We start from the raw sequence: 21,351 nt of genomic DNA on the forward strand, positions 1-21,351 counted from the left end.
CGATGCTAACTAGCTGGGTCGCGATGAAACGCGCAACCGCCAACCACGCAAGGGCCGGCAGCGCATGATTCCGGCCACACCCGCCGAGGCCCGGCCGCAGCGCGAGCTGGTCGGCACCGTTGAACGCGTGGTGTTCCGCAACGCCGACAGCGGCTGGACCGTGCTGCGCCTGAAGTCCGATTCCGGCGAGCCGCTGACGCTGGTCGGCACCGGGCTGGAGGTGCAGGAGGGCGACCAGATCAAGGCGCTGGGCGCTTTCGAGGACGATCCGAGCTGGGGCCGGCGCTTTCGCGCGAGCGTGGTCCATGCCGCCGCCCCGTCGACCCGGGAGGGACTGATCGCCTTCCTGGGCTCCGGACGGATCAAGGGGCTGGGACCGGTGCTGGCGCACCGCCTGGTCCGGGTGTTCGGCGACCGGCTCCCCTCGGTGATCGAGCAGCGACCGGACGAGCTGGCCGCGGTCGAGGGCGTGGGCCCGACCCTTGCCGAGCGGATCACCGAGACCTGGCGCTCGCTTGCCGGCGAGCGCGATGCGCTCTTGTTCCTGAACAGCCATGGCCTGGGCGGCGCCAAGGCCGCGCGCATCCTCAAGGCATTCGGCCCGCGCACGCTGGCGCACCTGACCACCGATCCCTGGTCGCTCGCCCGCGAGGTCAACGGGATCGGCTTCGCTACCGCCGACCGCTTCGCCCTGGCGCTGGGCCGGCCGCAGGAGGATCCCGACCGGATTGCCGCCGCGGTCCGCCACGTCCTGGAGGAGATCGCCCAGAGCCATGGCGATACCCAGGCCCGCCTGCCCTTCCTGCGCGGCCGGCTGATCGATCTCCTGGGCATCAATGAGGCGCTGGCCGAGGCGGGCATCGAGCGGGCGGTCGAGGCCGGCCATGTCGTCCGCCACCAGGACGACCTGCTGGGCCTGCGGGAGCTGGACCATGCGGAGCGCGTGGTGGCCGAACGCCTGGCGACGCTGGCCGAGGGGCTGCCTTCCTGGCGGACCGGCGATGCCGAGGCCGCGGTCGAGAACGCGGCGAAATACCTGAAGCTCGACCTCGCACCCTCCCAGGTCCTGGCGGTGCAGACCGCGCTGACCAGCCGGCTCATGGTGGTGACCGGCGGCCCCGGCACCGGCAAGACCACCATCGTCCGCGCGATCCTGGCCGCGGTGGAGCGTTCCGGCGGGCGGGTCGTGCTGGCGGCACCCACCGGCCGGGCAGCTAGGCGGATGCACGAGAGCACCGGCCACGACGCCTCGACCCTCCACCGCCTCCTCGAGGCAGAGCCGGGCCATGGCTTTCGCCGCGACGCCGAGCGGCCGCTGGAAGGCGACCTGTTCGTGATCGACGAAGCGTCCATGGTCGACACCGAGCTGATGGCCGCCCTAGCGGAAGCCCTGCCCGACCATGCCGCCCTGATGATGGTGGGCGACATCGACCAATTGCCCTCGGTGGGCGCCGGGCGGGTGCTGGGCGACCTGATCCAGTCCGGGCACCTGACCGTGGTGCGCCTGGTGGAGATCTTCCGGCAGGCGGCCGAATCCCGGATCGTCGCCAATGCGCACCGCATCGTCACCGGCCAGATGCCGGAAACCAGCCGCGGCGACGCGCTGGGCGACTTCTACGCGATCCGTGCTGCCAACCCGGAGGACATCCGCACCAAGCTTCAGCAGCTGCTGACCGACCGGATCCCCAAGGCGTTCCACCTGGATCCGGTCGAGGATGTCCAGGTGCTGGTGCCGACCAACCGGGGCGCCGTCGGAACGATCGAGCTGAACCGCTTTTTGCAGTCGCTGCTGAACCCGGAGCCGGTCGGCGTGATCACCCGGGGCGACCAGCGCTTCGCGGTGGGCGACCGGGTCATGCAGATCGAGAACGACTACGAGCGCGAGGTCTCCAACGGCGACATCGGCCGGGTGGTCGCGGTGGATCCCAACAAGAACATCCTCCAGGCCGCCTTCGACGAGCGCCTGCTGACCTATGAGGGCGGTGAGCTGGAAGCCCTGTCCCCCGCCTACGCCGTCACCGTGCACAAGGCGCAGGGCTCCGAGTATCCGGCGGTGATCGTGCTGTTGTCCCGCGAGCACGGTCGCATGTTGCGCCGCGATCTGCTTTACACCGCCGTGACGCGGGCGCGCCGGCTGGTGGTCCTTCTGGGCGAGCCGGACGCCATCGGCCGGGCTGTGGAAAGTGGCGTTTCCCGCCACCGCCAGACCGGCCTGATCGCCCGCCTCGATGAAACCTTCGCCTCCAGGGAGCACCTGCCGTCATGAGTTCGAACGAGCGCCGCATGCAGGCCGGCATCGAAGCGGTGCGCAAGGGCGGTGCCCATGCGCTTGGCCTGTTCAAACGGCGCGACGAGCTCGTGATCGAGAAGAAGGGGCGCCAGGACCTGGTCTCGCGCGCCGACCGCGAAACCGAGACCATCATCCGCGACCACATCTCCGCCCTGTTCCCCGAGGACGGCTTCCTCGGCGAGGAACATGGCGCCGCCGGCTCCACCGATCGGATGTGGATCATCGATCCCATCGACGGCACCGCCAACTATCTCGCCGGCATCGACTATTGGGGCGTCCTCCTGGCCTATGTCGAGAACGGGAGGCCCACCTTGTCCTTCACCTACGACGCCTGCCGCGATGAGCTGTGGACCGCGGAGGCGGGCAAGGGCGCTTTCCGCAACGGCAAGCCGATCCGCTGCGCCGACACCAGCCGCGCCGACGAGGCCCTGCTGGCCCTGTCGTTCAACTTCAAGCTCGACCCGCCGGTCTACACCAACATGCTGGAAGCGGCGATCCGCAAAGGCATCGACCACCGCCGCCTGGGCTCCTCCGCGCTCAAGCTCGCCTATGTCGCCGATGGCCGCTTCGACGCCACCGTCTCGATGCTGACCAATTCCTGGGACGTCGTTCCCGGCCTGCTCCTGGTCAAGGAAGCCGGCGGCTGCATCGTCGACTTCACCGCGGACGGCCACCCCTACGACCAGCCGCGCCCCGCCGCCGCGTGCGCGCCCGGCATCCGCAGCGTGATCGAGGAGGTCACCGGACTGACCCTGGACGGCTGACGTTCCGGCCGCGGCGCCGGGGGATGGCATAGCGACGGCTCGGGAGCTTCTTGAGGAACCGCAGCAACGAGCGGCCGGTTGCGGGACGCGCGCGGTAGGATTCTCTGCCGTGACCGCCCGGAAAGGCTTGCGGGTTGTACGGTCTCGACTCCTACCATGTCCTGCTCGCCGCCCTGGGCGTCGGCATTATCGTCTCCTTCTGGCTGCCGCGTTTCGTGTCCGGCCGCGAACCGGCGACCTCCGCCCTGCTGATTCTTGCCGGGTTCGCGACCTTCGCCTGGATTCCAGGGATGCCGGCGGCGATCGAGCCGGTGGCATCGCCGGTCCCCTGGGAGATCGTCAGCGAACTCTGCGTGATCATGGGCCTGTTCGGCACCGGCCTGCGGATCGACCGCCTGGCCGGCCGCGAGCAGTGGATGCCGACGGTCAGGCTCCTGGTGGTCGCGATGCCCCTCTGCATCATCGCGATCGCTTTCCTTGGCTGGACGATCGCCGGCATGACGCTCGCGGGCGGCCTGCTTCTCGGCGCCATCCTGGCGCCGACCGATCCCGTCCTCGCCGGCGACGTCCAGGTCGGCCCGCCCCATGAGGGCGGCGAGCATCCGGTCCGCTACACCCTGACGACCGAGGCCGGGCTCAACGACGGCCTGGCGTTCCCCTTCGTACATCTGGGCATCGCGGTGGCCACGGCGGGAGGGCTGAGCCTGACCCTGACGGGAGAGTGGCTAGCACGGGACCTCCTTTACCGGATTGCCGCGGGCGCCATGGGCGGAGCCGCAGTAGGCTGGCTGCTGGGAAAGATCCTGTTCGAGTGGCCGCGCGACAACGCCCTGTCCCGGACCGGGTCGGGCGTGGTGGCGCTGGCAGGGGTGTTCCTTGCCTACGGCCTGACCGAGCTTGCGGAAGGCTACGGGTTCATCGCTTCGTTCGTCGCCGGCTACACGCTGCGCCGCTCCGAGACCCGGCACCAGTTCCACCGCCGGCTGCACGATTTTTCCGAATCGCTGGAGCATGCGCTCACGGCGATCATCCTGATCGCACTCGGGGCGGCGCTGCCGGTCCTGTGGCCGCATTTCACCTGGACCGATGCGGTCATCGGCCTGGCCCTGGTGTTCGTGGTCCGGCCCCTGGTGGGGTGGCTCGCCCTGGCCGGGACGCCGTTCAGGAGCGGCGAGCGGGCCATCGTCGCCTTCTACGGCGTGCGGGGGATCGGTTCGGTCTACTACCTCGCCTATGCCGGCAGCCATGTCGAGCTGGTCAACGAGTATCAGCTCTGGGCGGTCATCGCGTTCACCATCCTGACCTCCACGATCGTTCACGGCCTTACCGCCGGCTTCGCGGTCGAGCGCGTCACCAGTGAGCACCAGACCGGGCCGACCCTCCCGCCACGCGGCGCGCCGGACCGTCACCGTGATCCGAGCGGGGCCTCTCCCAAGGGCTGACCACCCTCCTCCTACGGCACCGGCACGGTGGTTCTTTGGCTCCGCCGGGCGCAACCTGCGCCAGCCCGGGCGTTTGTCGATCAGACGGCTCCGTAGCTGACCAAGGGGCCCCCATGCTCGCTTGGCGGGCAGCGTCGCCGGCTCGCTGGCTCCTCCTGAGAAGGTTGACCGATGTTCTTCGACAGCTGGTATGGGCTCCTGCGGGTCCTGGTGGTAGGCACGATCGCCTATGTCGGCCTGATCCTGGTGCTGCGGATCTCCGGCAAGAGAACGCTCGCCAAGCTCAATGCGTTCGACCTGGTGGTCACCGTGGCCCTGGGCTCGACCCTGGCCTCGGTCCTGCTCACCAAGTCGGTGGCGCTGGTGGAAGGCATGCTCGGCTTCGTGCTCCTGATCAGCCTGCAGTACCTGGTGGCATGGCTCTCGGTGCGATCCTCCAGGTTCAGTGCCCTGGTGAAGTCGGAGCCGACCCTGCTGCTGCATCGCGGCCGCTTCCTGGAAGGCGCCCTTCGGGAGCAGCGGGTGACGCGGCAGGAGGTTCTGTCTGCCCTGCGCGGCCACGGAGCGGCTGAGCCCGGCGATGTCGTTGCCGTCGTGCTGGAAACGGACGGGACACTCAGCGTGATCAACGGGAATGGCGGCGAGCGGCCGGTTGGAACCCTCGCCGATGTCGACGCCACCGGGGCCGGCGGTCCGCAACAGGCCTAGCTTCTGCTTGCCAAGTGTTGCGCGAACCGCAAGCCTGCCGCTCCCACCACGGCCAGACTGGCCGTGGCGACGGGCAGCCAGCTCGCGCAATCGAATGGGGAGCGCCATGGATGCGGTCATAGACTTCCTCAACAACATCTTCTGGGGCTATGTCCTGGTCTACGGGCTCCTGGCGGTCGGCGTCTTCTTCACGCTGCGCCTGGGCTTCGTGCAGGTCCGCTGCTTTCCCGAAATGATCCGCGCGGTGACGGGATCCAAGGAAGGCGACAGCTCCGGCATCACCCCGTTCCAGGCGCTGTGCACCAGCCTGGCCTCGCGCGTCGGCACCGGCAACCTGGCTGGCGTGGCGGTGGCGCTCTACCTGGGCGGGCCAGGCGCCATCTTCTGGATGTGGATGGTGGCCGCGGTCGGCATGGCCACGGCGTTTGCCGAGAGCACGCTGGCGCAGCTCTACAAGATCCGGGACGACGAGGGCCGCTATCGCGGCGGACCGGCCTTCTACATCGCCAAGGGCCTGGGCGCGCCCTGGGCCGGGGTGATCTTCTCGGCCTGCCTGATCCTGTCGTTCGGCCTGGTGTTCAACGCGGTGCAGGCGAATTCGATCGCGGATTCGTTCGAGGGTGCCTTCGGCCTGCCGAAGATCGGCACCGGCATCGTCCTGGCAGCCCTGGCCGGTATCATCATCTTCGGCGGCATCCGGACCATCGCCCGGGTCGCCGAGGTCCTGGTGCCGTTCATGGCGGTCGCCTATATCCTGGTCGCCCTCTACGCCCTGATCGTCAACATCACTGAGATCCCGGCCATGCTCGGGCTGATCGTGCGCAGCGCGTTCGGCCTGGAGGAAGCCGTGGGTGGCGTCACCGGCGGGATGATGGCGGCGCTGATGAACGGCGTGCGCCGCGGCCTGTTCTCCAACGAGGCCGGCATGGGCAGCGCTCCCAACATCGCCGCGGTCGCCACCCCCGACCCGCACCATCCGGTCAGCCAGGGCCTGGTTCAGTCGCTGGGCGTGTTCATCGACACCCTGGTGATCTGCACCGCGACCGCCCTGCTGATCCTCCTGTCCGGCACGCTCGTCCCCGGCTCCGAGGTGACCGGCACCCAGCTCACCCAGGCGGCCGTTACCCACCATATCGGCTCGTTCGGCAGCACCTTCATCGCCATCGCGATCTTCTTCTTCGCGTTCACCTCGATCATCGGCAATTACGCCTATGCCGAAAACGCCATGACTTTCCTGGGCCTGGGCCATCGCGGGCCTTTGACGGTCCTGCGGATCGCCGTGCTGCTGATGGTGGTCTGGGGAGCCTATGAGACGGTCGCCACCGTGTTCAACGCCGCCGATGCCTCCATGGGACTGATGGCCACCATCAACCTGATCGCGATCGTGCTCCTGTCCGGGATCGTGGTGCGGCTGACCAAGGACTATGTCGCCAAGCGCAAGGCCGGCCAGGTTCCCCGCTTCCTGGCCAGCGAGATGCCGGAGCTTGCCGGTCAGATCGACCAGAAGATCTGGTCGCGGCGGTAATCGTGCCGAGCCGAACCGCGATCATGAGCGACCGGACGACCCGCCGACCGGAAAAATCTGCTATGGATCGACTGACCAGCATCGAGAGAATGGTGGGAGGCAGCGATCCATGTTCAGGCGCTACTGGTCGTTTTTCCGGCGAAAGCAGAACCGGGAGATCCTGAGCTGGCTGGGCGGCGGGGTCGTGGTGGCAGCCGGCGGCCTGTGGGTCCTGGTCACCTGGCTGTTCCCCGACCGCCCGCCGGGCGGCCCCGCCCCCAGCACCAGCCAGGCCGAAGCCGGGGCCGGAGGCGTTGCGGTCGGGCGGGACAATAGCGGCACGATCACGGTGTCCCCACCGCCGGCGCCGCCTGCGGAATGATCGGCCGCCAGGTCCGCCTCCTGCTGGCCGCCTGGCTCGCGGTCGAATGCTTGGCCGGCTCCGGCCCGGCCCCTGGCCAGGACAGCCTGGCTCAGGCCGGTGATGGCGGGATCGCGATCGGGCGGGACAATCTCGGCACCATCAACCAGATAGCCCCTCCGGAGACGCTGCGCGCCCTGGTGGATGCGCAGCTCGATCCCTTACGCGCCGAGAACGCGGCCCAGGCCGCCACCATCGCGGAACTGGGCCAGCTTCTGGGCGCCCAGGCAGCGCAGGTCCGTAGCGTGCTGCTGATCCTGGGCGAGGTCGACGTGCCCGAGAAGGAGCTGGGCACCCGCCTGCTCGAGGCCGTGATCGGCCTGCGCGACCAGGCCGCGCGGCTGGCGGCGGCACCGGGCGACCCGCCGGAACTGACGGCCCTGAAGGCGCAGGCGCGGCAGGCCCTGGATCAGGGCGATCTCGACCGGGCCGACGAGGCCCTGGCCGGGATCGAGCGCCTGGAGGAACAGGCTTACCGGCAGCAGGCGCTGCGCTCGGCCGAAGCCATCGCCGAGCGCGCCGGACTGGCGATGATCCGCTTGCGCTACCTGGATGCCGCGCGACGCTTCGCCGATGCGGCGCAACGGCTTCCGGCCGACCATGCCGAGTTGCGGACTGACTATCTGGCAGCATCGGCCGACGCATTGTGGCGGGATGGCGAGGAGTTCGGGCGCAATGCATCGCTGGAGGCCGCAATCTCGGCCTGGCGCGATCTTCTTGCCGAGACGCCCCGCGAGCAGGCTTCCTGGCGATGGGCAGCTGTGCAGAACAATCTGGGCGTTGCCCTGGCGACTCTTGGCCGGCGCGAGGCCGGGACACGGCATCTGATCGAAGCGATCGACGCGTACCAGCTGGCCCAGGAGGAGTACGGCCGGGAGACAGCGCCGCTGGACTGGGCCGCGACGCAGAATAATCTCGGCAACGTGCTCGCTACTCTGGCCGGGCGCGAGGGATCGCCCTCACGGCTGGAAGAAGCGATCGACGCCTACCGTGCGGCGCTGCTGGAGTTCACCCGCATTCTCGCCCCTTCGGGCTGGGCAATGGTCCAGAACAATCTGGGGCACGCCCTGAAGACGCTCGGCCAGTGGCAGGGCTCGACCACCCGGCTGGAGGAGGCGGTGCAGGCCTATCGCGCGGCGCTGACCGAGCGGAGCCGGGCACAGGCTCCCCTCGAATGGGCTGCGCTGCAGAACAATCTCGGCAACGCGCTGGCCTTGCTGGGCGAATGGAACGACGACACCGGGCTGCTGGAACAGGCGGCCGCCGCGCACCAGGCCGCCCTGGCCGAGTACACCCGGGATCGGGTACCGCTCGACTGGGCGATGACCCAGGACAGCCTCGGCAACATCCTGGCGGCGCTGGGCGAGCGGGAGGATGGCACCGAACGCCTGGAGCAGGCGGTGGAAGCCTATCGTGCGGCACTTCTGGAACGCGACCGGACGCGGGTGCCGCTGGACTGGGCGGCAACCCAGAACAATCTCGGCACCGCGCTGCAGACGCTGGGTCTGCGCCTGGACAGCACCGGGTTGCTCCACGAAGCGGTGGCGGCTTACCGCGCGGCACTCCTGGAGTACCGGCGGGACCGGGCGCCGCTCGACTGGGCGATGGGCCAGAACAATCTCGGCAACGCCCTGGCCATTCTCGGCGAAGCGGAGGATGACCAGGAACTGCTGAAGGACGCCGCCAGCGCCTTTCGCGCAGCACTCGGTGAATATTCCCCCGAGCGCAGCCCCATGGACTGGGCGATGGCCCGGGCCAACCTGGGCAGCGTCCTGACGGCGCAGGGCGAGCGGAGCAGCGACCCGCTCATCCTCGGCGAGGCCAGGGAATCGCTGGAGGCGGCCCGGGCGGTGTATCTGGACGACCCGGTGCAGCCGCATCTGGCCACGCGGATGGAGCAGCGGATTGCGAGGATCGACCTGCTGCTGCTGGAGTTTCAGGCGCCGCCCTGATCCAGGGAAGCTCAGCGGTCGGCCGGCATGGCGGCCCCCTCCTGCGCCGCCTTTTCCGCGTCCTTCATCCGCTTGGTGTTGTCCAGCGCGAACGGCCAGATCAGGCCGATCACGATGGCGACCGCCACCATCGCCAGGATGATCGCGCGGTTGCGCGTCTGCGTGCTCATCTCGTCGGTTCCCAGCAAGTCAGATCAGGCGGCCGCCGGCAAAGCGGGCTTCGTGGTCGAGCAGCCAGCGCTTGCGCGGCAGGCCGCCGCCATAGCCGCCGAGCTTGCCGTCATGGTTGATCACCCGATGGCAGGGAACGATGATCGAGATCGGGTTCCTGCCGTTCGCGGCGCCCACCGCACGGAAGCCGGCGCGGCTCTCCACCCGCTCCGCCAACTGCTTGTAGGAGATGGTGGCGCCGAACGGGATCTCCAGGAGCGCCGCCCACACCCGGCGCTGGAATTCGGTGCCGTCCAGCCGGAGCGGTAGATCGAACACGCTGAGGCTGCCGGCGAAGAAGGCCTCGACCTGCCGGCAGGCCTCGCGCAGCAGCGCCGTGTCGGCTTCCCCGGCCTCGATGCCCTGCTCCTCGCCGGTATAGAGCCCGACCAGCACGTCGCCGTCACCGATCAGCCGTACCCGGCCGATGGGTGTCGCCACCGTCGCCATCTCCATGTGCCCCTCCTCGTCCAGAGTGGCGCGGAAGCTGGCAGCCCGCTACGCCGCTGTCGAGAAGCTAGGCCGGGGGATGAGGATCCGACATCGGATGGGCCGGCAGAACCGCGGGATGCTCAGGAGCGCAGGCGGCGGGAACGCTGGGACGGGCTCTTGCGTCCTCCCCGGGAAGGGCCAGCCTCCGAGGGCGAGGCCGCCTCGTAGCGCGGCTCGGACGCCGACGCATGGTCCGCCCCATCCTGCCGTCCTTCTCCGGCATGGTCGCGCACGAATTCCGCCACGAACATCTGCCGAGCCCGGAAATCGCATTCGAGATGGCGCGCAGCGCACCATTTGGGAAAGTCGAACAGGTCGAGCGGCGCCTTGACCGGGATCCCGCCCATCTGCTCGATCCGGATCAGTCCTTCCGTTGCGGCGCGCAGCCATTGGTCGAACGTCTCAGGGAGCTGTCGTCCATCGGCGAAAATTCGACGAAGTTCGTCGTAATGTTCTCGCCGATACCACGAAACTCCAACGGCGGTGCCCATCAGAACCCCTCGTGCCTCGAAGAGAATATCTGCCTGATATGGTACCTATTTCCGGTAATTATCAAGATGATCTATTGGGTTATCCCCATCATATCCTGGTCGCCTCTGCGAAGAGATCCGCCGGCTCCGGTCTCCAAGGGGTTGAATGCCGAGGCTGCGGCCGTTCATTACCGTCCGGGGTTCCGGATCCTGACACGGCGGACCAGCGTCGCAACATTGCAGCAGAATAGGCGCCGAAGCCTTAGATCGGTCAGCAGCCGGGGCGGCTTAGTGGGATTGAAAGCTCGCCCAGCCTGCGCTTGTCCTCCGGATCCAGCTCGTTGCGGGCCACCGCCAGCAGTTCGAGGCGGCAGGCGTCGCGGTTGCCGTCTTCCACCACCCAGTTGATCGACCGCGCGAAGCCCCAGGGCGCGATCACGTCGAGCCTGCCGTCCGCCGTGCGGCGCAGGAACGTCAGGACGACCTGGTCGCTGCCGCCTTCCACCAGGGCGGTGAGCTGGATCTCCTGGCCGGGCGCCACCCGGTCCGAACCTGGCGCCGAGAGGCGCACCGCCCGGATCGGCTCCGGCGCCCTGAGCGGCGTGCCGGGAGCCTCGAAGCTGCCCTCGAACCGCCAGCTCGCCCAGTCCGCCACCGGCCCGTCCACGGCGAACCGGTCATAGGGAGCAAGACGCCGGGTGTGCGGACGCACGGGGCCGCTCACCACGAACGGCCGGGGACCGTCGGCCGGATAGAGGCGCGGCTCCAGGTCCAGCTGCATGCGGCCGTCGCTGCCGCGGGACGCCTCGGCCAGGAGGCGGAAGGTGTCGCGGTGATGGGTGCGCTCCGCCGAGACGGCAAGCGCACTGGTTCCGCCGATCGGCTTGATCGCCAGCGCCGGGCGGGCGTAGCCCAGCAGTTCCGCCTGGTCGTAGCTCTCGGTGGTGGTGACGGGCTGGCCCCCCCCCTTTCCGCTTCTGCGCGTGTTCAGCCCGGTGTCGGACTGCAGCACGATCAGGCTGTGGTCGAAGGCGTCGAGTTCCTTCAGGCGGGTGACCAGGTCGGCGAACAGCCGGACCGCGCAGGTCGCCTGGGCCCGGTAGTTCTCCCAGCTCTCCAGCACCTCCTCCTGCCGCGCACAGGCGGCATCGAGCATGAACGGCCGGTGGGGCGGGTAGAAATGCAGGAACTTGTAGACCGGCTGCTCGGTCCGAACCGCCAGCGACCGGGCGACGTGGCGCACCATGTCGCGGGAGAGGACGATGTCGCGCTGGATGGGGGTGAGCGAGGCGCCTGCTTCCTGGTCCGGGATCAGGAAGCCGCCCCGGTCGTAGACGGCGGGCTTCAGGAATGCGGGGGCGAGCCGCAGCAGTGCGAGGTTGGCCAGCAGGATGCGCTCCGCCTGCAGGGTCGCCCCCGGATCGGACTGGTCGACCTCGACGCCCGCCCCGGCCGCCGCGACGTCGAGCACGGCGCAGGGAAACGACGCCGTTTCGCAGAAGATCCGGCCAGGCGGCATCGCCGCAACCTGGAAACCATCGGCCTGGAGCCGTGCCGGCAGGCTTTCCCGGCCAATCCACCGGCCGAACAGGTCGTTCGCCGGCTCGTCGCCGACAGGTTCCTCGAAATACAGGCGATCAGCGAGGATCGCCCCCAGCGAGATCGTGGTCCAGTTCGAGTAGCCGGCGTGCTCGGGATAGATCGTGAAGCCTTGCAGGCCTGCGGCGAGTTCGGGATTGCCCTCCAGGATCTCGGCCAGCACATCCGAGCGCAGCGAATCGAACATCACATGGATGACGTTGAACCTGCTGGAAAGGGCACCCAGGTCCAGTGCCGCCTCCGCCTCCCCCTGGTCGGCCCCGCCGCCATGGCTGCTGGCGGAAACGAGGCCCGAGGCCAATGCCCAGCCCGCCACCACCAGCACCGTCGTCCCGGCATGGGACGCGATGCGCCGCCATGCCAGCGCTCCGGCCAGGGCCACGACCGCCAGGGCCGCCAGCTCCAGCCCGGCCCGCAGCGCCGGCACGTCCAGGTCGTGGGCAGCCCCGTCCAGCACCACGCCCTCGGTCTGGCCGAAGATCTGGCCGCACAGCAGCGCCATGACCGCGACGACGAGATAAGCGACCAGCAGGCGCCGCGACCACCGGCTCACCAGGCCAATCCCTCCCAGGAGCAGGAAGGCCAGGAGGAACAGGCCGGCGAACGGCAGCAGGACCGACCAGGACGAGGCGGCGAACGCCTGGGCATTGGGTGCCTGGACCGCGAGGGCCGGGAGCAGGAACAGGGCGAACGCCAGGGTCGCGGCACTCGCGAGATGGCACAGGATCATCATGGAAGCGGACTGCCAGCCAACCGTCGATCCGGCCGACGGTAGGAGCTGCTACCGACCACCTCAATCAGAAGTTGCTCTGGGCGCTGCGGGCTAGACCTGGGCGGCCTGGGTCTCCGCGATGTGCTGGATCCGGCCGATCATCGAGTACAGCCCGTTGGAGCGGGACGGCGTCAGGTAGCGCTCCAGGCCGATCTCTTTGAGCACCTCGGGCGGGTTCGCCAGGATCTCGGCAGGCGGCAGCCGGTCGTAGAGCCGCAGCAGCAGCGCGATCAGGCCCTTGACCAGGATGGCGTCGCTCTCGGCGAGCAGGTGGACGCGCCCCTCCTCGTTCAGGCCGACCATCCAGACTTGGCTCTGGCAGCCCCGGACCCGGGACGCGTCCGTCTTCAGCGCCTCGTCCATCGGCGGCAGCGACTTGCCCATGTCCATGATGTTCTCGAGCTTGTCGCGCCAGTCGTCGAACAGGGCGAATTCGTCGCGCAGTTCCTGCGCACGCTCGGCATAACTCGTCACGATGGCTGCAAAACTCCTCTTCCCGTGCCGCCTCGTAGCCGGCATCTCCGAAGGCGGACCAACTGGGACCTGCCCGATGCCCGCCCGAATCCTCATCGTCCAGAACAATTTGGAGAGCCCGGCGGGCCTCGTCCAGGAAGAGACCGAACGATTGGGTATCGAATCGACGGTTCTTCTCGGGGACGAGCGCCTGGAGCTGCCAGCCGGGGCGGCTGGCCATGATGGGCTCCTGATTCTGGGCGGCACCATGAACGCCCTGGCCGACGACGCCTGTCCCTACTTCCCCCCGCTCCGGGCGCTAGCCCGGCGGATGGATGCGGAGCACCGGCCGGTCATGGGGATCTGCCTGGGCGCTCAGATCCTGGCCCGCGCCTGGGGCGGGATCCCGCGGATCGGCGCTGCGCCCGAGTATGGCTTCGTGCCCCTCCACCCGACCGAGGCCGCCCAGGCCGACCCGCTGCTCAGCCAGGTCCGGCCCGGCACTGCCTTCATGCAGTGGCACGACGACACCTTCGACCTGCCGCCGGATGCCACGTTGCTGATGCGGGGCCAGACCTGCACCAACCAGATCTGGCGCGCCGGCAACGCCACCTACGGCTTCCAGGCCCATATCGAGGTCACCGCACCGATCCTGGTGGCCTGGGGGCTGCTCCGCCTGCAGATGACCGGGGACGAGCGAGCCCCGGAACTGCTGCGCGCCGCGACCGACCGCCATCTGCCCGAGGCGGACCAGGGCGGCCGGGCGATCGCCCGCGGGTTCGCGGCGCTGGTCCTGCGCAATGCCGCCCGGCGCCGGAACGACGGCGCCGGCTGACCGGCGTCAGCGGGCGTAGGCGACCTGGACGACGTCGATGTTGTCGGTGCGGAAGCCCGCCTCGCAATAGGCCAGGTAAAACTCCCAGATCCGCTTGAACCTTGTGTCGAATCCCATCGGGACCAGGTCCGGCCAGGCCTTCTGGAAGCGCCGGTTCCATTCCGCGAGAGTGTCCGCATAGGCGATGCCGTGCCCGCTCATGGCGGTGCGCCGCAGGCCGCTGCTGGTGGCCAGCCGGTCCAGGGCCGACTTGGTCGGCAGCATTCCGCCCGGGAAGACGTAGCGCTGGATGAAGTCCGCGCTGGTCCGGTAGTTCTCCCAGTTGCGCTCGTCGATGGTGATGATCTGCAGGGCGGCGCGGCCGCCTTCGACCAGGACGTCGCGCAGCTTGGCGAAGTAGCCCGGCCAGAACCGCTCGCCCACCGCCTCGAACATCTCGATCGAGGTCACCGCGTCGAAGCGCCCCTCCACGTCGCGATAGTCGCGGATCTCGATCTTGACCCGCTCGGCCAGCCCCGCCTCGAAGATGCGCTTGCGGGCGAACTCCGCCTGGGCGTCGCTGATGGTGAGCCCGGTGACCTTGGCGCCGAACTCCTTGGCGGCGAGTTCGGCAAAGCTGCCCCAGCCGCAGCCGATCTCCAGGACATGCGCGTCGGGCCGAACGCCCGTCATCGTCGCCAGCCGGCGCAGCTTGGCGAGCTGCGCTTCCTCCAGCGTCGCGTCCGGCCGCTCGTAGACCGCCGAGGAATAGGTCATCGAGGGGTCCAGCCAGCGCTGGTAGAACTGGTTGCCCAGGTCATAATGGGCGTGGATGTTCTTCTTGCTGCCGCGGCGGGTGTTCGGCCGCAGCAGGTGGGCGATCCGGGCGATCGCCCGCACCCAGGGCTTGCCGTAATAGTGGTCGGCGAACGACTGCTCGTTCATGGCCAGGACCTGCAGCAGCCTGGCCAGGTCCGGGCTGTCCCAATCGCCGTCCAGGTAGGAGTCGGCAAAGCCGTTGGCGCCGCCGGTCAGAAAGCGCCGCACCACCCGCGGCCGGTTCAGGACCAGGACGCCGGAGGGTCCGGATTCGGTGCCCCGATAGTCATGTCGGGAACCGTCCGGCAGCACGATGGTCAGCTGCCCCACGCGCAACTGCCGCGCCATCCCCAACAGCACCGCAAAGATGCTGGTCGCCCCAGCCTCACTGACGCCCATGGTCATCCCCCGACTTCACGTGCATTCACGTGTTATTTTTCTAAGCTTCCCCTCCGTCTTGCTTATCGCGGACCGAAACCGTCGGCCAGCCGGATCAGGCCTCGTTGCGCAGGGACTTGTAGGCCTCCAGCGCCAGGTCCCGGGCACGGTAGTGGTCGACGATCGGCTTCGGATAGGTCTCGCCCAGCCGCACGCCGGCAAGGCGCAGCTCGGCCTCGTCGGCCTCGAACGGCGCATGGATCAGCTTGTCCGGCAGGCCGGCCAGCTCCGGCACCCAGCGGCGGATATAGGCGCCGTCCGGGTCGAACTTCCGGCTCTGCAGCATCGGATTGAAGATCCGGAAATAGGGCGACGCGTCGGTTCCGCACCCTGCCACCCACTGCCAGCCCATGGAGTTGTCGGCGAGGTCGCCATCCACCAGCGTGTCCATGAACCAGGCCGCCCCCTCCTGCCAGGGCAGCATCAGGTCCTTGGTCAGGAACGAGCCGACCACGAGCCGGGCCCGGTTGTGCAGCCAGCCCGTCTGCCAGAGCTCGCGCATCCCGGCGTCCACCAGCGGAAAGCCGGTCCGGCCGGTCCGCCAGGCCTTCATCATCTGCCCGTCCGGATCGTCGGCCCAGGGGAAGGCGGCGAATTCGGGGCGCAGCGGCCGGTCCGGCAGTTCCGGGAAATGGAAGAGGATCGCATGCGCGAACTCGCGCCAGACCAGCTGGCGCAGATAGGCGAACGCTTCCGGCTGGCTGACCTGGCCGTCCTCCACCGCCGCATGAACCGCGTGGACGATCTGGCGGGGCGAGATCTCGCCGAAATGCAGGTGCGGCGACATGCGCGAGGTACCCTGCTCGCCCATCAGGTCGCGCCGGCTGCCATACCGGGCGAGATCGTCGTCCACGAACTCTCCCAGGGCGGCAGCGGCAGCCGCCTCGCCGATCCGGCCGCCCCACCGCTCGCGCAGCCCCACCGCCCAGTCCGGCCGCGTCGGCAGCAGGCCCCAGCCGTCCAGCCCGTCGCCCTCTTCCAGGCCATCCGGCGGTGGCGGCAGCGCGGCCGGGGCCGGCTCGGGCGCCGGAAGGTCGCCGGCCTTGAACCAGGCCTTTCCGTAGGGGGTGAATACCTTGTACGGCTGGTCCTTGGTCTGGAGGATCTCGTCCGGCTCCCGTCCGAGCCCGGCATTGCCCTCGACCACCTCGACCCCGTTGCGCTCCAGCTCCGTTCGCAAACGATCGTCCCGGGCCCGCTCGCCGCGCTCATAGAGCCGGTTCCAGGTGACCCGGCGGACGCCATGCTCCCTGACCAGTTCCTGGACGACCGCTTCCGGATCGCCCTGCCGGAGCACGAGCCGCTGGCCGCGCTCGCCCAGATGCCGCTCCAGTTCGGTCAGGCTGTGATGCAGCCACCAGCGCCGCGCCGCGCCCATCCGCGGGTCCAGCAGATAAAGGCAGATCAGGGACTGGCCACCGCTGGCCGCCGCTGCCAGTGCGGGGTTGTCGGCAAGCCGCAGGTCCTGGCGAAACCAGTGCAGGGTCGCAGCACTCAAAAGCTTTATCCTCCAACTCGTTGGCGGCGTGTCCTGATGTCGGCCACGAGCAGATGGCGTGGCACGGGGCGGCAGCTGGCCTCGCCCAGGACATAGGCCTGGAAGCTGCTGGAGAGCATGGTCGCGAAGGTTTGGTCGAGGATGTTGAGACCGCCGGTGAACGCTCCGAACGCCGGGAGCACCAGCCGGGTTCCGTCGGTGACGAAGCAGCCGAGCCGAGCGGTGCGGACGCCCAGCCGGACCTTGGCGCAAGGATGAAGATGCCCTGCTACCTGCATGATATCACTGGCATCCGGCTCATGCTGGAACAGAAGCCCCGCCTGGCGGATCTCGGCGATCCCGACACCACCCAGGCCCTGCGGCGGCTCCGGATCATGGTTGCCGGTCACCCACAGCCAATGCCTGCCCGCGGTCATCGCCCGGATGCGTGCCGCCAGGACGGCCGGCAGGTGCGCAGCGCCATGCCGGTCGTGGAAGCCGTCGCCCAGGCTCACCACCACCAGCGGATCCAGCCGGGCCAGCACCCGCTCCAGCCGCTCCAGGGTGGCCAGCGTGTCATGGGGAGGCAGCATGACGCCCCGTCTCGCAAAGGCGGCGCCCTTCTCGAGATGCAGGTCGGCCACGACCAGCATCCGCTCGGCCGGCCAGAACAAGACGCCCGCAGGATCCAGCAGCAGCCGCTGCCCGTTCAGTTCGATCTCGGCAGGCCGCAACATCCATTCTCCGTTCGGGGTCCGCTCACGTCACCGAACCTTCGTCCGGCGCCATCGCCTCGTCGATCAGTTCGGCCGCATGGGTGTCCAGCAGCATGTCGATGTCGTCGGTGCCCACCCGCTCCCGGCCGATCTGCAGCATGATCGGCACCGCCAGCGGGCTGACCCGGGGCAGCCGGCGATGCTCGATCCGGCCCTGGACCCCGACCAGCATGTCGGCCAGCCGCCGGATGTCGGTGAGCCCGGCGGCCGCTTCGTTGCGGGTCGCCTTCAGCAGGACGTGGCCCGGCTCGTACTTACGCAGCACGTCGTAGATCAGATCGGCATTGAAGGTGACCTGCCGGCCGGTCTTTTCCTGGCCCGGGTGCCGGCGCTCGATCAGGCCGGCCACCACCGCGATGTTGCGGAAGGTCCGGCGCAGCATCGAGCTCTCGGCCATCCAGGCTTCCAGGTCGTCGCCCAGCATGTCCACGTCGAACAGCCCGTCGACCTGCTCCGCCTCCTTGCCCGACCAGATCGAGATCGCATAGTCGGACGCCACAAAGCCCAGCGGCTGCAGGCCGTTGCGCGCCATTCTTCGCGTGAGCAGCATGCCCAGGGTCTGGTGCGCGTTGCGGCCGGCGAAGACATAGGCGATCAGGAACCAGCGCTTGCGGTACAGGAACGTCTCCACCAGCAGCCCTTCGTCCGGTGGCAGGGACGAGCGGCGGCGCTGGTGCTCCAGCCATTCGCGGACCGGCTCCGGGAACCGGCTCCAGCTGGGCGGGTCGCCCAGCATCCGCCGCACCCGGCCCGCGAGATAGGTGCTGACCGGGAACTTGCTGCCGCCGAACAGCGGCACCTCGGCCTGGCTGGAGTCCTTCGCGCGCCTGGTCATCACCTCGTGCTCGCGGATCCCCAGGAACTCGAGGGCTTGGCCGGCAAAGATGAAGCTGTCGCCGGGCGAGAGCGTCTGGATGAAGAATTCCTCGACTTCGCCCAAGGTCTTGCGGCCGAGCTTCACCCGCAGCACCGGCGCCTCGACGATCACCCCGACATTCATCCGCCACTGACGGGCAAAGCGCTGGTCGGCCAGCTGCCAGCGCCCGTCCGGAAGCTCGACCAGCCGCCGGTAGCACTCGTACTCGCCCAGCGCATAGCCGCCGGTCGCGCAGAAGCGCAGCACATCGTCGAAGTCCTGCCGCGTCAGGTCGCGGAAGGGATCCGCCCGCACCACCTCCGCGTAGAGCAGGTCGGCGTCGAACGGCCCGGAACAGGCCACGCCCAGCATGTGCTGGGCGAGGACGTCCAGGCCCGGCAGCGGCGTGATGCCGGTGTCGAGATCCCCATCCCGGACCGCCTCCTGTGCCGCCATGCACTCCAGGAACTCGAAGCGGTTGGCGGGCACCATCACCGCGCGGGACGGCTCGTCCATCCGGTGGTTGGCACGGCCGATCCGCTGCACCAGCCGGGCGACCCCCTTGGGCGCGCCGATCTGGAGAACCAGATCGACGTCGCCCCAGTCGATGCCGAGGTCGAGCGAGCTGGTGCAAACCACCGCACGCAGCTTCCCGGCGATCATCGCCGCCTCGACCCGCTTGCGCTGATCGACCGAGAGGGAGCCGTGGTGCAGCGCGATCGGCAGCGCATCCTCGTTCGCCCGCCACAGGGCCGCGAACAGCACCTCGGCGGAGGAGCGGGTGTTGGTGAACAGCAGGCAGGTCCGGGCGGTGCGGATCCGCTCGTAGATCGCGTCGACCGCGAACAGGGCCAGATGGCCCGCCCAGGGCACATAGGCGTCCGGGACCAGCATGCTCACTTCCGGCTCGGCGCCCGGATCGCCCTGGACGACCACGGAGCGCTCCGGGTCCGGCGAAAGGAACCGCAGCAGGGCCGGCGGATCGGCCACAGTGGCGGAAAGGCCCGAAAACCGGGCCTGGGGCGACAGGCCGCGCAGGCGGGCCAGCCCCAGCGCCAGCATCTGGCCGCGCTTGGTGTCGGCCAGGGCGTGAAGCTCGTCGACGATCACAGCGTCCAGATGGGCGAACCGCTCGGCGGCATCGGTCCAGGACAGCATCAGCGCCAGCGATTCCGGCGTGGTCAGCAGGATGTCCGGCGGCGTGCGCTTCTGCCGGGCGCGCCGGTTCTGCGGCGTGTCGCCGGTGCGGCTCTCCACCGTCACCGGCAGGCCGGCTTCCTCGACCGGACGCATCAGGTTGCGGGCCACGTCGGCGGTGAGCGCCTTGAGCGGCGAGATGTAGAGCGTGTGCAGCCGCGCCACCGGCCGCTTCCCCCGCCGCGTCAGCGCGATCAGGCTCGGCAGGAACCCGCCCAGGGTCTTGCCGCCGCCGGTAGGGGCGATCAGCAGCGCATCCTGCCGGCGCTCCGCAGCCAGGATCATGGCGTGCTGGTGGCTGCGCAGCATCCAGCCCTGGCGGTCGAACCAGGCCTGCAGCGGCTCCGGCAGCCCACCGGCCTCGGCCGGAACCGTGCTCTCGTCCGGCTTCGCCGCCACGGCCATCTCACGCTTCAATTAAGCATCTCGATCGTCTATCAACCCTGGGTAGTTAAACTCGAGGAGTGTGCGGATGGGCGGCCTGGTCTATCTCCTGCTGGCAGGCACGGCGCTGCTCGCTGGCTCGGGCGGCCTTCTGGCCATCCCCGATCCGATGCTGCGGGCGACCGTCGCTCCCGCGGGCCTCACCGCCCTGCTGGTCGGCTGCGGCGCCCTGCTCCTCCTGCGCCTCGACCGCCGCCTCGCGGGCCCGGCCGGCCTGGAACCAGCCGACGAGCTTCGGGACGATGACGAGCCGCCGGCGTCGCGGCGACCAGGCTCCTTCCCGATTTGCACGAACGAACCCGAGAACCCTTTAGATCATGATTTGTTCCCGGTCCAAGATGAGGATCCGCCCGCTCCTCCGCCAGCGCAGGAGATGACCCCGGACGTCCTCTTCCGCGAGCCACCCCCCCGCCCGGGCCCGCTGAGGGATCTGCTGGACACGAACGAACCCGAGCAGGCGGCTCCGCCCCGCCACGCACGGGTGCGGTTCGGCGCCTTCGACCTGTTTCGCCGTCGCGAGGCGCCGCCAGCGGGCGATCCGGCTGGGCCTGCCGTCATCGACCCCGACGATCTCGCCTCCTTCGCCCTGCCACCGGTCTCGCCCCGCCTCCTCGCCGAACTGGACCCGCCGGCGGACCTGCTCGACACCCAGGACAGCCGCGGGCAGACAATCGCCCGCGCCATCGCCGAGGATACGCTTGTCGTCGTGCTGGAGCCGGTGGTGAGCCTGCCGCAGCGCCGCCGGCGGATGGTCCGGATCCGGCTGGAGTGCCGGCACCTCGGAACGCCCGCCGATCCGCACCTGCTGCTGCAGGACCAGGCCGGAAAGCTGCGCAGCGCGCTCGACCTGGAACTCCTGCGTCGCGCGGTGGCCGCCGGCGAGCAGCCGCGTCCGGGCAGCGAGAACCTGCCGGTGCTGGTGGAGGTCGCTACTGGCTCCTTCGTGGAGGCCGAAGCGCTGGCGGCCCTGGACCTGCTGCTCGGCCGCCGCCGCTCCCAGGCCACGCCGCTTCAGGTCGTTCTGGACGAATGGCCGACCGACCGGGCCGGCCTGGAGGTGGTGGCGCGCCTGCGTGCAGGCAGCGTTGTGATCGGGCTGAAGCTGGGCGAGCGCCCGCATCTCTCGCCCGCTGCGATCCTGGGCCGCGGCGTGGGCCTGGTCTGCCTGGACGCGGGGGAACTGCGCCAGGCGGCGCTGGGCGCCTACGACGCCGACCTCGTCCACGACATCCAGGCGATGCAGCGGGCCGGCATCGAGGTGGTGGTGACCGGGATCGGGGATGAGCGGGCGCTGGCCGAGGTGCTGGACTATCCGGTCCGGCTTGGGACCGGCCGCCTGTTCGGCCGGATCGGCTGACCGCCGCGCCTGCAGGATGGCATGAATCGTTCCCGCATGAGCGCCACCCGCCTGCACATGTGACCTGGACGCCCCATCTCTGCTAGAGGTCGCCCC

General features: G+C 69.4%; 18 protein-coding genes. 9 read left to right on the forward strand and 9 right to left on the reverse strand.

Annotation, left to right across the window (positions count from 1 at the left end; translation table 11 throughout):
• The first annotated feature begins 64 nt into the window (after positions 1 to 64).
• The 7 genes from recD2 (at position 65) to GEMRO_RS33025 (ending at position 9,081) form a co-directional block, all read left to right on the forward strand.
• The gene (recD2, locus tag GEMRO_RS0124140; protein WP_027136072.1) at positions 65 to 2,266 is read left to right on the forward strand and encodes an SF1B family DNA helicase RecD2; all 2,202 of its coding nucleotides are present in this window, start codon (positions 65 to 67) and stop codon (positions 2,264 to 2,266) included.
• On the forward strand, positions 2,263 to 3,054 hold the full coding sequence (locus GEMRO_RS31555; protein WP_051329426.1) for an inositol monophosphatase family protein: 792 nt from the start codon (positions 2,263 to 2,265) through the stop codon (positions 3,052 to 3,054). The genes recD2 and GEMRO_RS31555 overlap by 4 nt, the downstream gene beginning before the upstream one ends.
• A gap of 134 nt (positions 3,055 to 3,188) precedes the next feature.
• Positions 3,189 to 4,496 carry a cation:proton antiporter gene (locus GEMRO_RS31560; protein ID WP_051329427.1) on the forward strand — a complete coding sequence of 436 codons (1,308 nt, stop codon included), beginning with the start codon at positions 3,189 to 3,191 and terminating at the stop codon, positions 4,494 to 4,496.
• A gap of 171 nt (positions 4,497 to 4,667) precedes the next feature.
• Positions 4,668 to 5,204, forward strand: coding sequence for a DUF421 domain-containing protein (locus tag GEMRO_RS0124155; RefSeq protein WP_027136073.1), 537 nt, complete (start codon positions 4,668 to 4,670; stop codon positions 5,202 to 5,204).
• A 106-nt stretch (positions 5,205 to 5,310) separates the two neighbouring features.
• Positions 5,311 to 6,729 (forward strand): alanine/glycine:cation symporter family protein, encoded by a 1,419-nt coding sequence (locus GEMRO_RS0124160; protein ID WP_027136074.1) that lies wholly within the window; start codon positions 5,311 to 5,313, stop codon positions 6,727 to 6,729.
• Between the two features lie 109 nt (positions 6,730 to 6,838).
• On the forward strand, positions 6,839 to 7,090 hold the full coding sequence (locus tag GEMRO_RS0124165) for a hypothetical protein (protein WP_027136075.1): 252 nt from the start codon (positions 6,839 to 6,841) through the stop codon (positions 7,088 to 7,090).
• Complete coding sequence (locus tag GEMRO_RS33025; protein ID WP_027136076.1) at positions 7,087 to 9,081, forward strand: tetratricopeptide repeat protein; 1,995 nt, start codon at positions 7,087 to 7,089, stop codon at positions 9,079 to 9,081. Before GEMRO_RS0124165 ends, GEMRO_RS33025 begins: the two co-directional genes overlap by 4 nt.
• A gap of 11 nt (positions 9,082 to 9,092) precedes the next feature.
• On the opposite strand, the gene GEMRO_RS34460 is transcribed toward GEMRO_RS33025, so the two are convergent.
• The 5 genes from GEMRO_RS34460 to GEMRO_RS0124195 form a co-directional block, all read right to left on the reverse strand.
• Entirely contained in the window at positions 9,093 to 9,251 is a 159-nt protein-coding gene (locus GEMRO_RS34460; protein ID WP_157505726.1) for a hypothetical protein, read from the reverse strand.
• Positions 9,252 to 9,270: 19 nt separating this feature from the next.
• The gene (locus GEMRO_RS31570) at positions 9,271 to 9,747 is read right to left on the reverse strand and encodes a methylated-DNA--[protein]-cysteine S-methyltransferase (RefSeq protein ID WP_240476761.1); all 477 of its coding nucleotides are present in this window, start codon (positions 9,745 to 9,747) and stop codon (positions 9,271 to 9,273) included.
• Between the two features lie 116 nt (positions 9,748 to 9,863).
• The gene (locus GEMRO_RS34465; protein ID WP_157505727.1) at positions 9,864 to 10,274 is read right to left on the reverse strand and encodes a hypothetical protein; all 411 of its coding nucleotides are present in this window, start codon (positions 10,272 to 10,274) and stop codon (positions 9,864 to 9,866) included.
• Between the two features lie 250 nt (positions 10,275 to 10,524).
• Positions 10,525 to 12,585 (reverse strand): alkaline phosphatase family protein, encoded by a 2,061-nt coding sequence (locus GEMRO_RS0124190; RefSeq protein ID WP_027136078.1) that lies wholly within the window; start codon positions 12,583 to 12,585, stop codon positions 10,525 to 10,527.
• Positions 12,586 to 12,675: 90 nt separating this feature from the next.
• Entirely contained in the window at positions 12,676 to 13,098 is a 423-nt protein-coding gene (locus GEMRO_RS0124195; protein ID WP_205625073.1) for a SufE family protein, read from the reverse strand.
• A gap of 76 nt (positions 13,099 to 13,174) precedes the next feature.
• Here GEMRO_RS0124195 and GEMRO_RS31575 point away from each other — a divergent pair, with 76 nt between their 5' ends.
• On the forward strand, positions 13,175 to 13,912 hold the full coding sequence (locus GEMRO_RS31575) for a type 1 glutamine amidotransferase (RefSeq protein WP_051329429.1): 738 nt from the start codon (positions 13,175 to 13,177) through the stop codon (positions 13,910 to 13,912).
• A gap of 6 nt (positions 13,913 to 13,918) precedes the next feature.
• Here GEMRO_RS31575 and GEMRO_RS0124205 read toward each other — a convergent pair whose 3' ends face one another.
• From GEMRO_RS0124205 to GEMRO_RS0124220, 4 genes are all read right to left on the reverse strand, one after another.
• Entirely contained in the window at positions 13,919 to 15,109 is a 1,191-nt protein-coding gene (locus GEMRO_RS0124205; protein WP_027136080.1) for an SAM-dependent methyltransferase, read from the reverse strand.
• Between the two features lie 94 nt (positions 15,110 to 15,203).
• The gene (locus tag GEMRO_RS0124210) at positions 15,204 to 16,646 is read right to left on the reverse strand and encodes a cryptochrome/photolyase family protein (RefSeq protein ID WP_027136081.1); all 1,443 of its coding nucleotides are present in this window, start codon (positions 16,644 to 16,646) and stop codon (positions 15,204 to 15,206) included.
• A 5-nt stretch (positions 16,647 to 16,651) separates the two neighbouring features.
• Positions 16,652 to 17,362, reverse strand: coding sequence for a ligase-associated DNA damage response endonuclease PdeM (gene pdeM / locus GEMRO_RS31580; RefSeq protein WP_084507530.1), 711 nt, complete (start codon positions 17,360 to 17,362; stop codon positions 16,652 to 16,654).
• Positions 17,363 to 17,384: 22 nt separating this feature from the next.
• Positions 17,385 to 19,859, reverse strand: coding sequence for a ligase-associated DNA damage response DEXH box helicase (locus GEMRO_RS0124220; RefSeq protein ID WP_051329431.1), 2,475 nt, complete (start codon positions 19,857 to 19,859; stop codon positions 17,385 to 17,387).
• A 67-nt stretch (positions 19,860 to 19,926) separates the two neighbouring features.
• Between GEMRO_RS0124220 and GEMRO_RS0124225 the strand changes: the two genes are divergently transcribed.
• Complete coding sequence (locus GEMRO_RS0124225; protein ID WP_027136083.1) at positions 19,927 to 21,255, forward strand: EAL domain-containing protein; 1,329 nt, start codon at positions 19,927 to 19,929, stop codon at positions 21,253 to 21,255.
• Positions 21,256 to 21,351: the final 96 nt, after the last annotated feature.

Source organism: Geminicoccus roseus DSM 18922 (assembly GCF_000427665.1).
Classification (GTDB): domain Bacteria; phylum Pseudomonadota; class Alphaproteobacteria; order Geminicoccales; family Geminicoccaceae; genus Geminicoccus; species Geminicoccus roseus.

Coding starts and splice junctions, on each gene's coding strand:
- GEMRO_RS0124190 (WP_027136078.1), bottom strand. CDS start 12,585: ATGATGATCCTGTGCCATCTCGCGAGTGCCGCGACCCTGGCGTTCGCC.
- GEMRO_RS34465 (WP_157505727.1), bottom strand. CDS start 10,274: ATGGGCACCGCCGTTGGAGTTTCGTGGTATCGGCGAGAACATTACGAC.
- GEMRO_RS0124155 (WP_027136073.1), top strand. CDS start 4,668: ATGTTCTTCGACAGCTGGTATGGGCTCCTGCGGGTCCTGGTGGTAGGC.
- GEMRO_RS34460 (WP_157505726.1), bottom strand. CDS start 9,251: ATGAGCACGCAGACGCGCAACCGCGCGATCATCCTGGCGATGGTGGCG.
- GEMRO_RS0124220 (WP_051329431.1), bottom strand. CDS start 19,859: ATGGCCGTGGCGGCGAAGCCGGACGAGAGCACGGTTCCGGCCGAGGCC.
- pdeM (WP_084507530.1), bottom strand. CDS start 17,362: ATGTTGCGGCCTGCCGAGATCGAACTGAACGGGCAGCGGCTGCTGCTG.
- GEMRO_RS0124160 (WP_027136074.1), top strand. CDS start 5,311: ATGGATGCGGTCATAGACTTCCTCAACAACATCTTCTGGGGCTATGTC.
- GEMRO_RS0124165 (WP_027136075.1), top strand. CDS start 6,839: ATGTTCAGGCGCTACTGGTCGTTTTTCCGGCGAAAGCAGAACCGGGAG.
- GEMRO_RS0124225 (WP_027136083.1), top strand. CDS start 19,927: ATGGGCGGCCTGGTCTATCTCCTGCTGGCAGGCACGGCGCTGCTCGCT.
- recD2 (WP_027136072.1), top strand. CDS start 65: ATGATTCCGGCCACACCCGCCGAGGCCCGGCCGCAGCGCGAGCTGGTC.
- GEMRO_RS31575 (WP_051329429.1), top strand. CDS start 13,175: ATGCCCGCCCGAATCCTCATCGTCCAGAACAATTTGGAGAGCCCGGCG.
- GEMRO_RS31555 (WP_051329426.1), top strand. CDS start 2,263: ATGAGTTCGAACGAGCGCCGCATGCAGGCCGGCATCGAAGCGGTGCGC.
- GEMRO_RS0124205 (WP_027136080.1), bottom strand. CDS start 15,109: ATGGGCGTCAGTGAGGCTGGGGCGACCAGCATCTTTGCGGTGCTGTTG.
- GEMRO_RS33025 (WP_027136076.1), top strand. CDS start 7,087: ATGATCGGCCGCCAGGTCCGCCTCCTGCTGGCCGCCTGGCTCGCGGTC.
- GEMRO_RS31570 (WP_240476761.1), bottom strand. CDS start 9,747: ATGGAGATGGCGACGGTGGCGACACCCATCGGCCGGGTACGGCTGATC.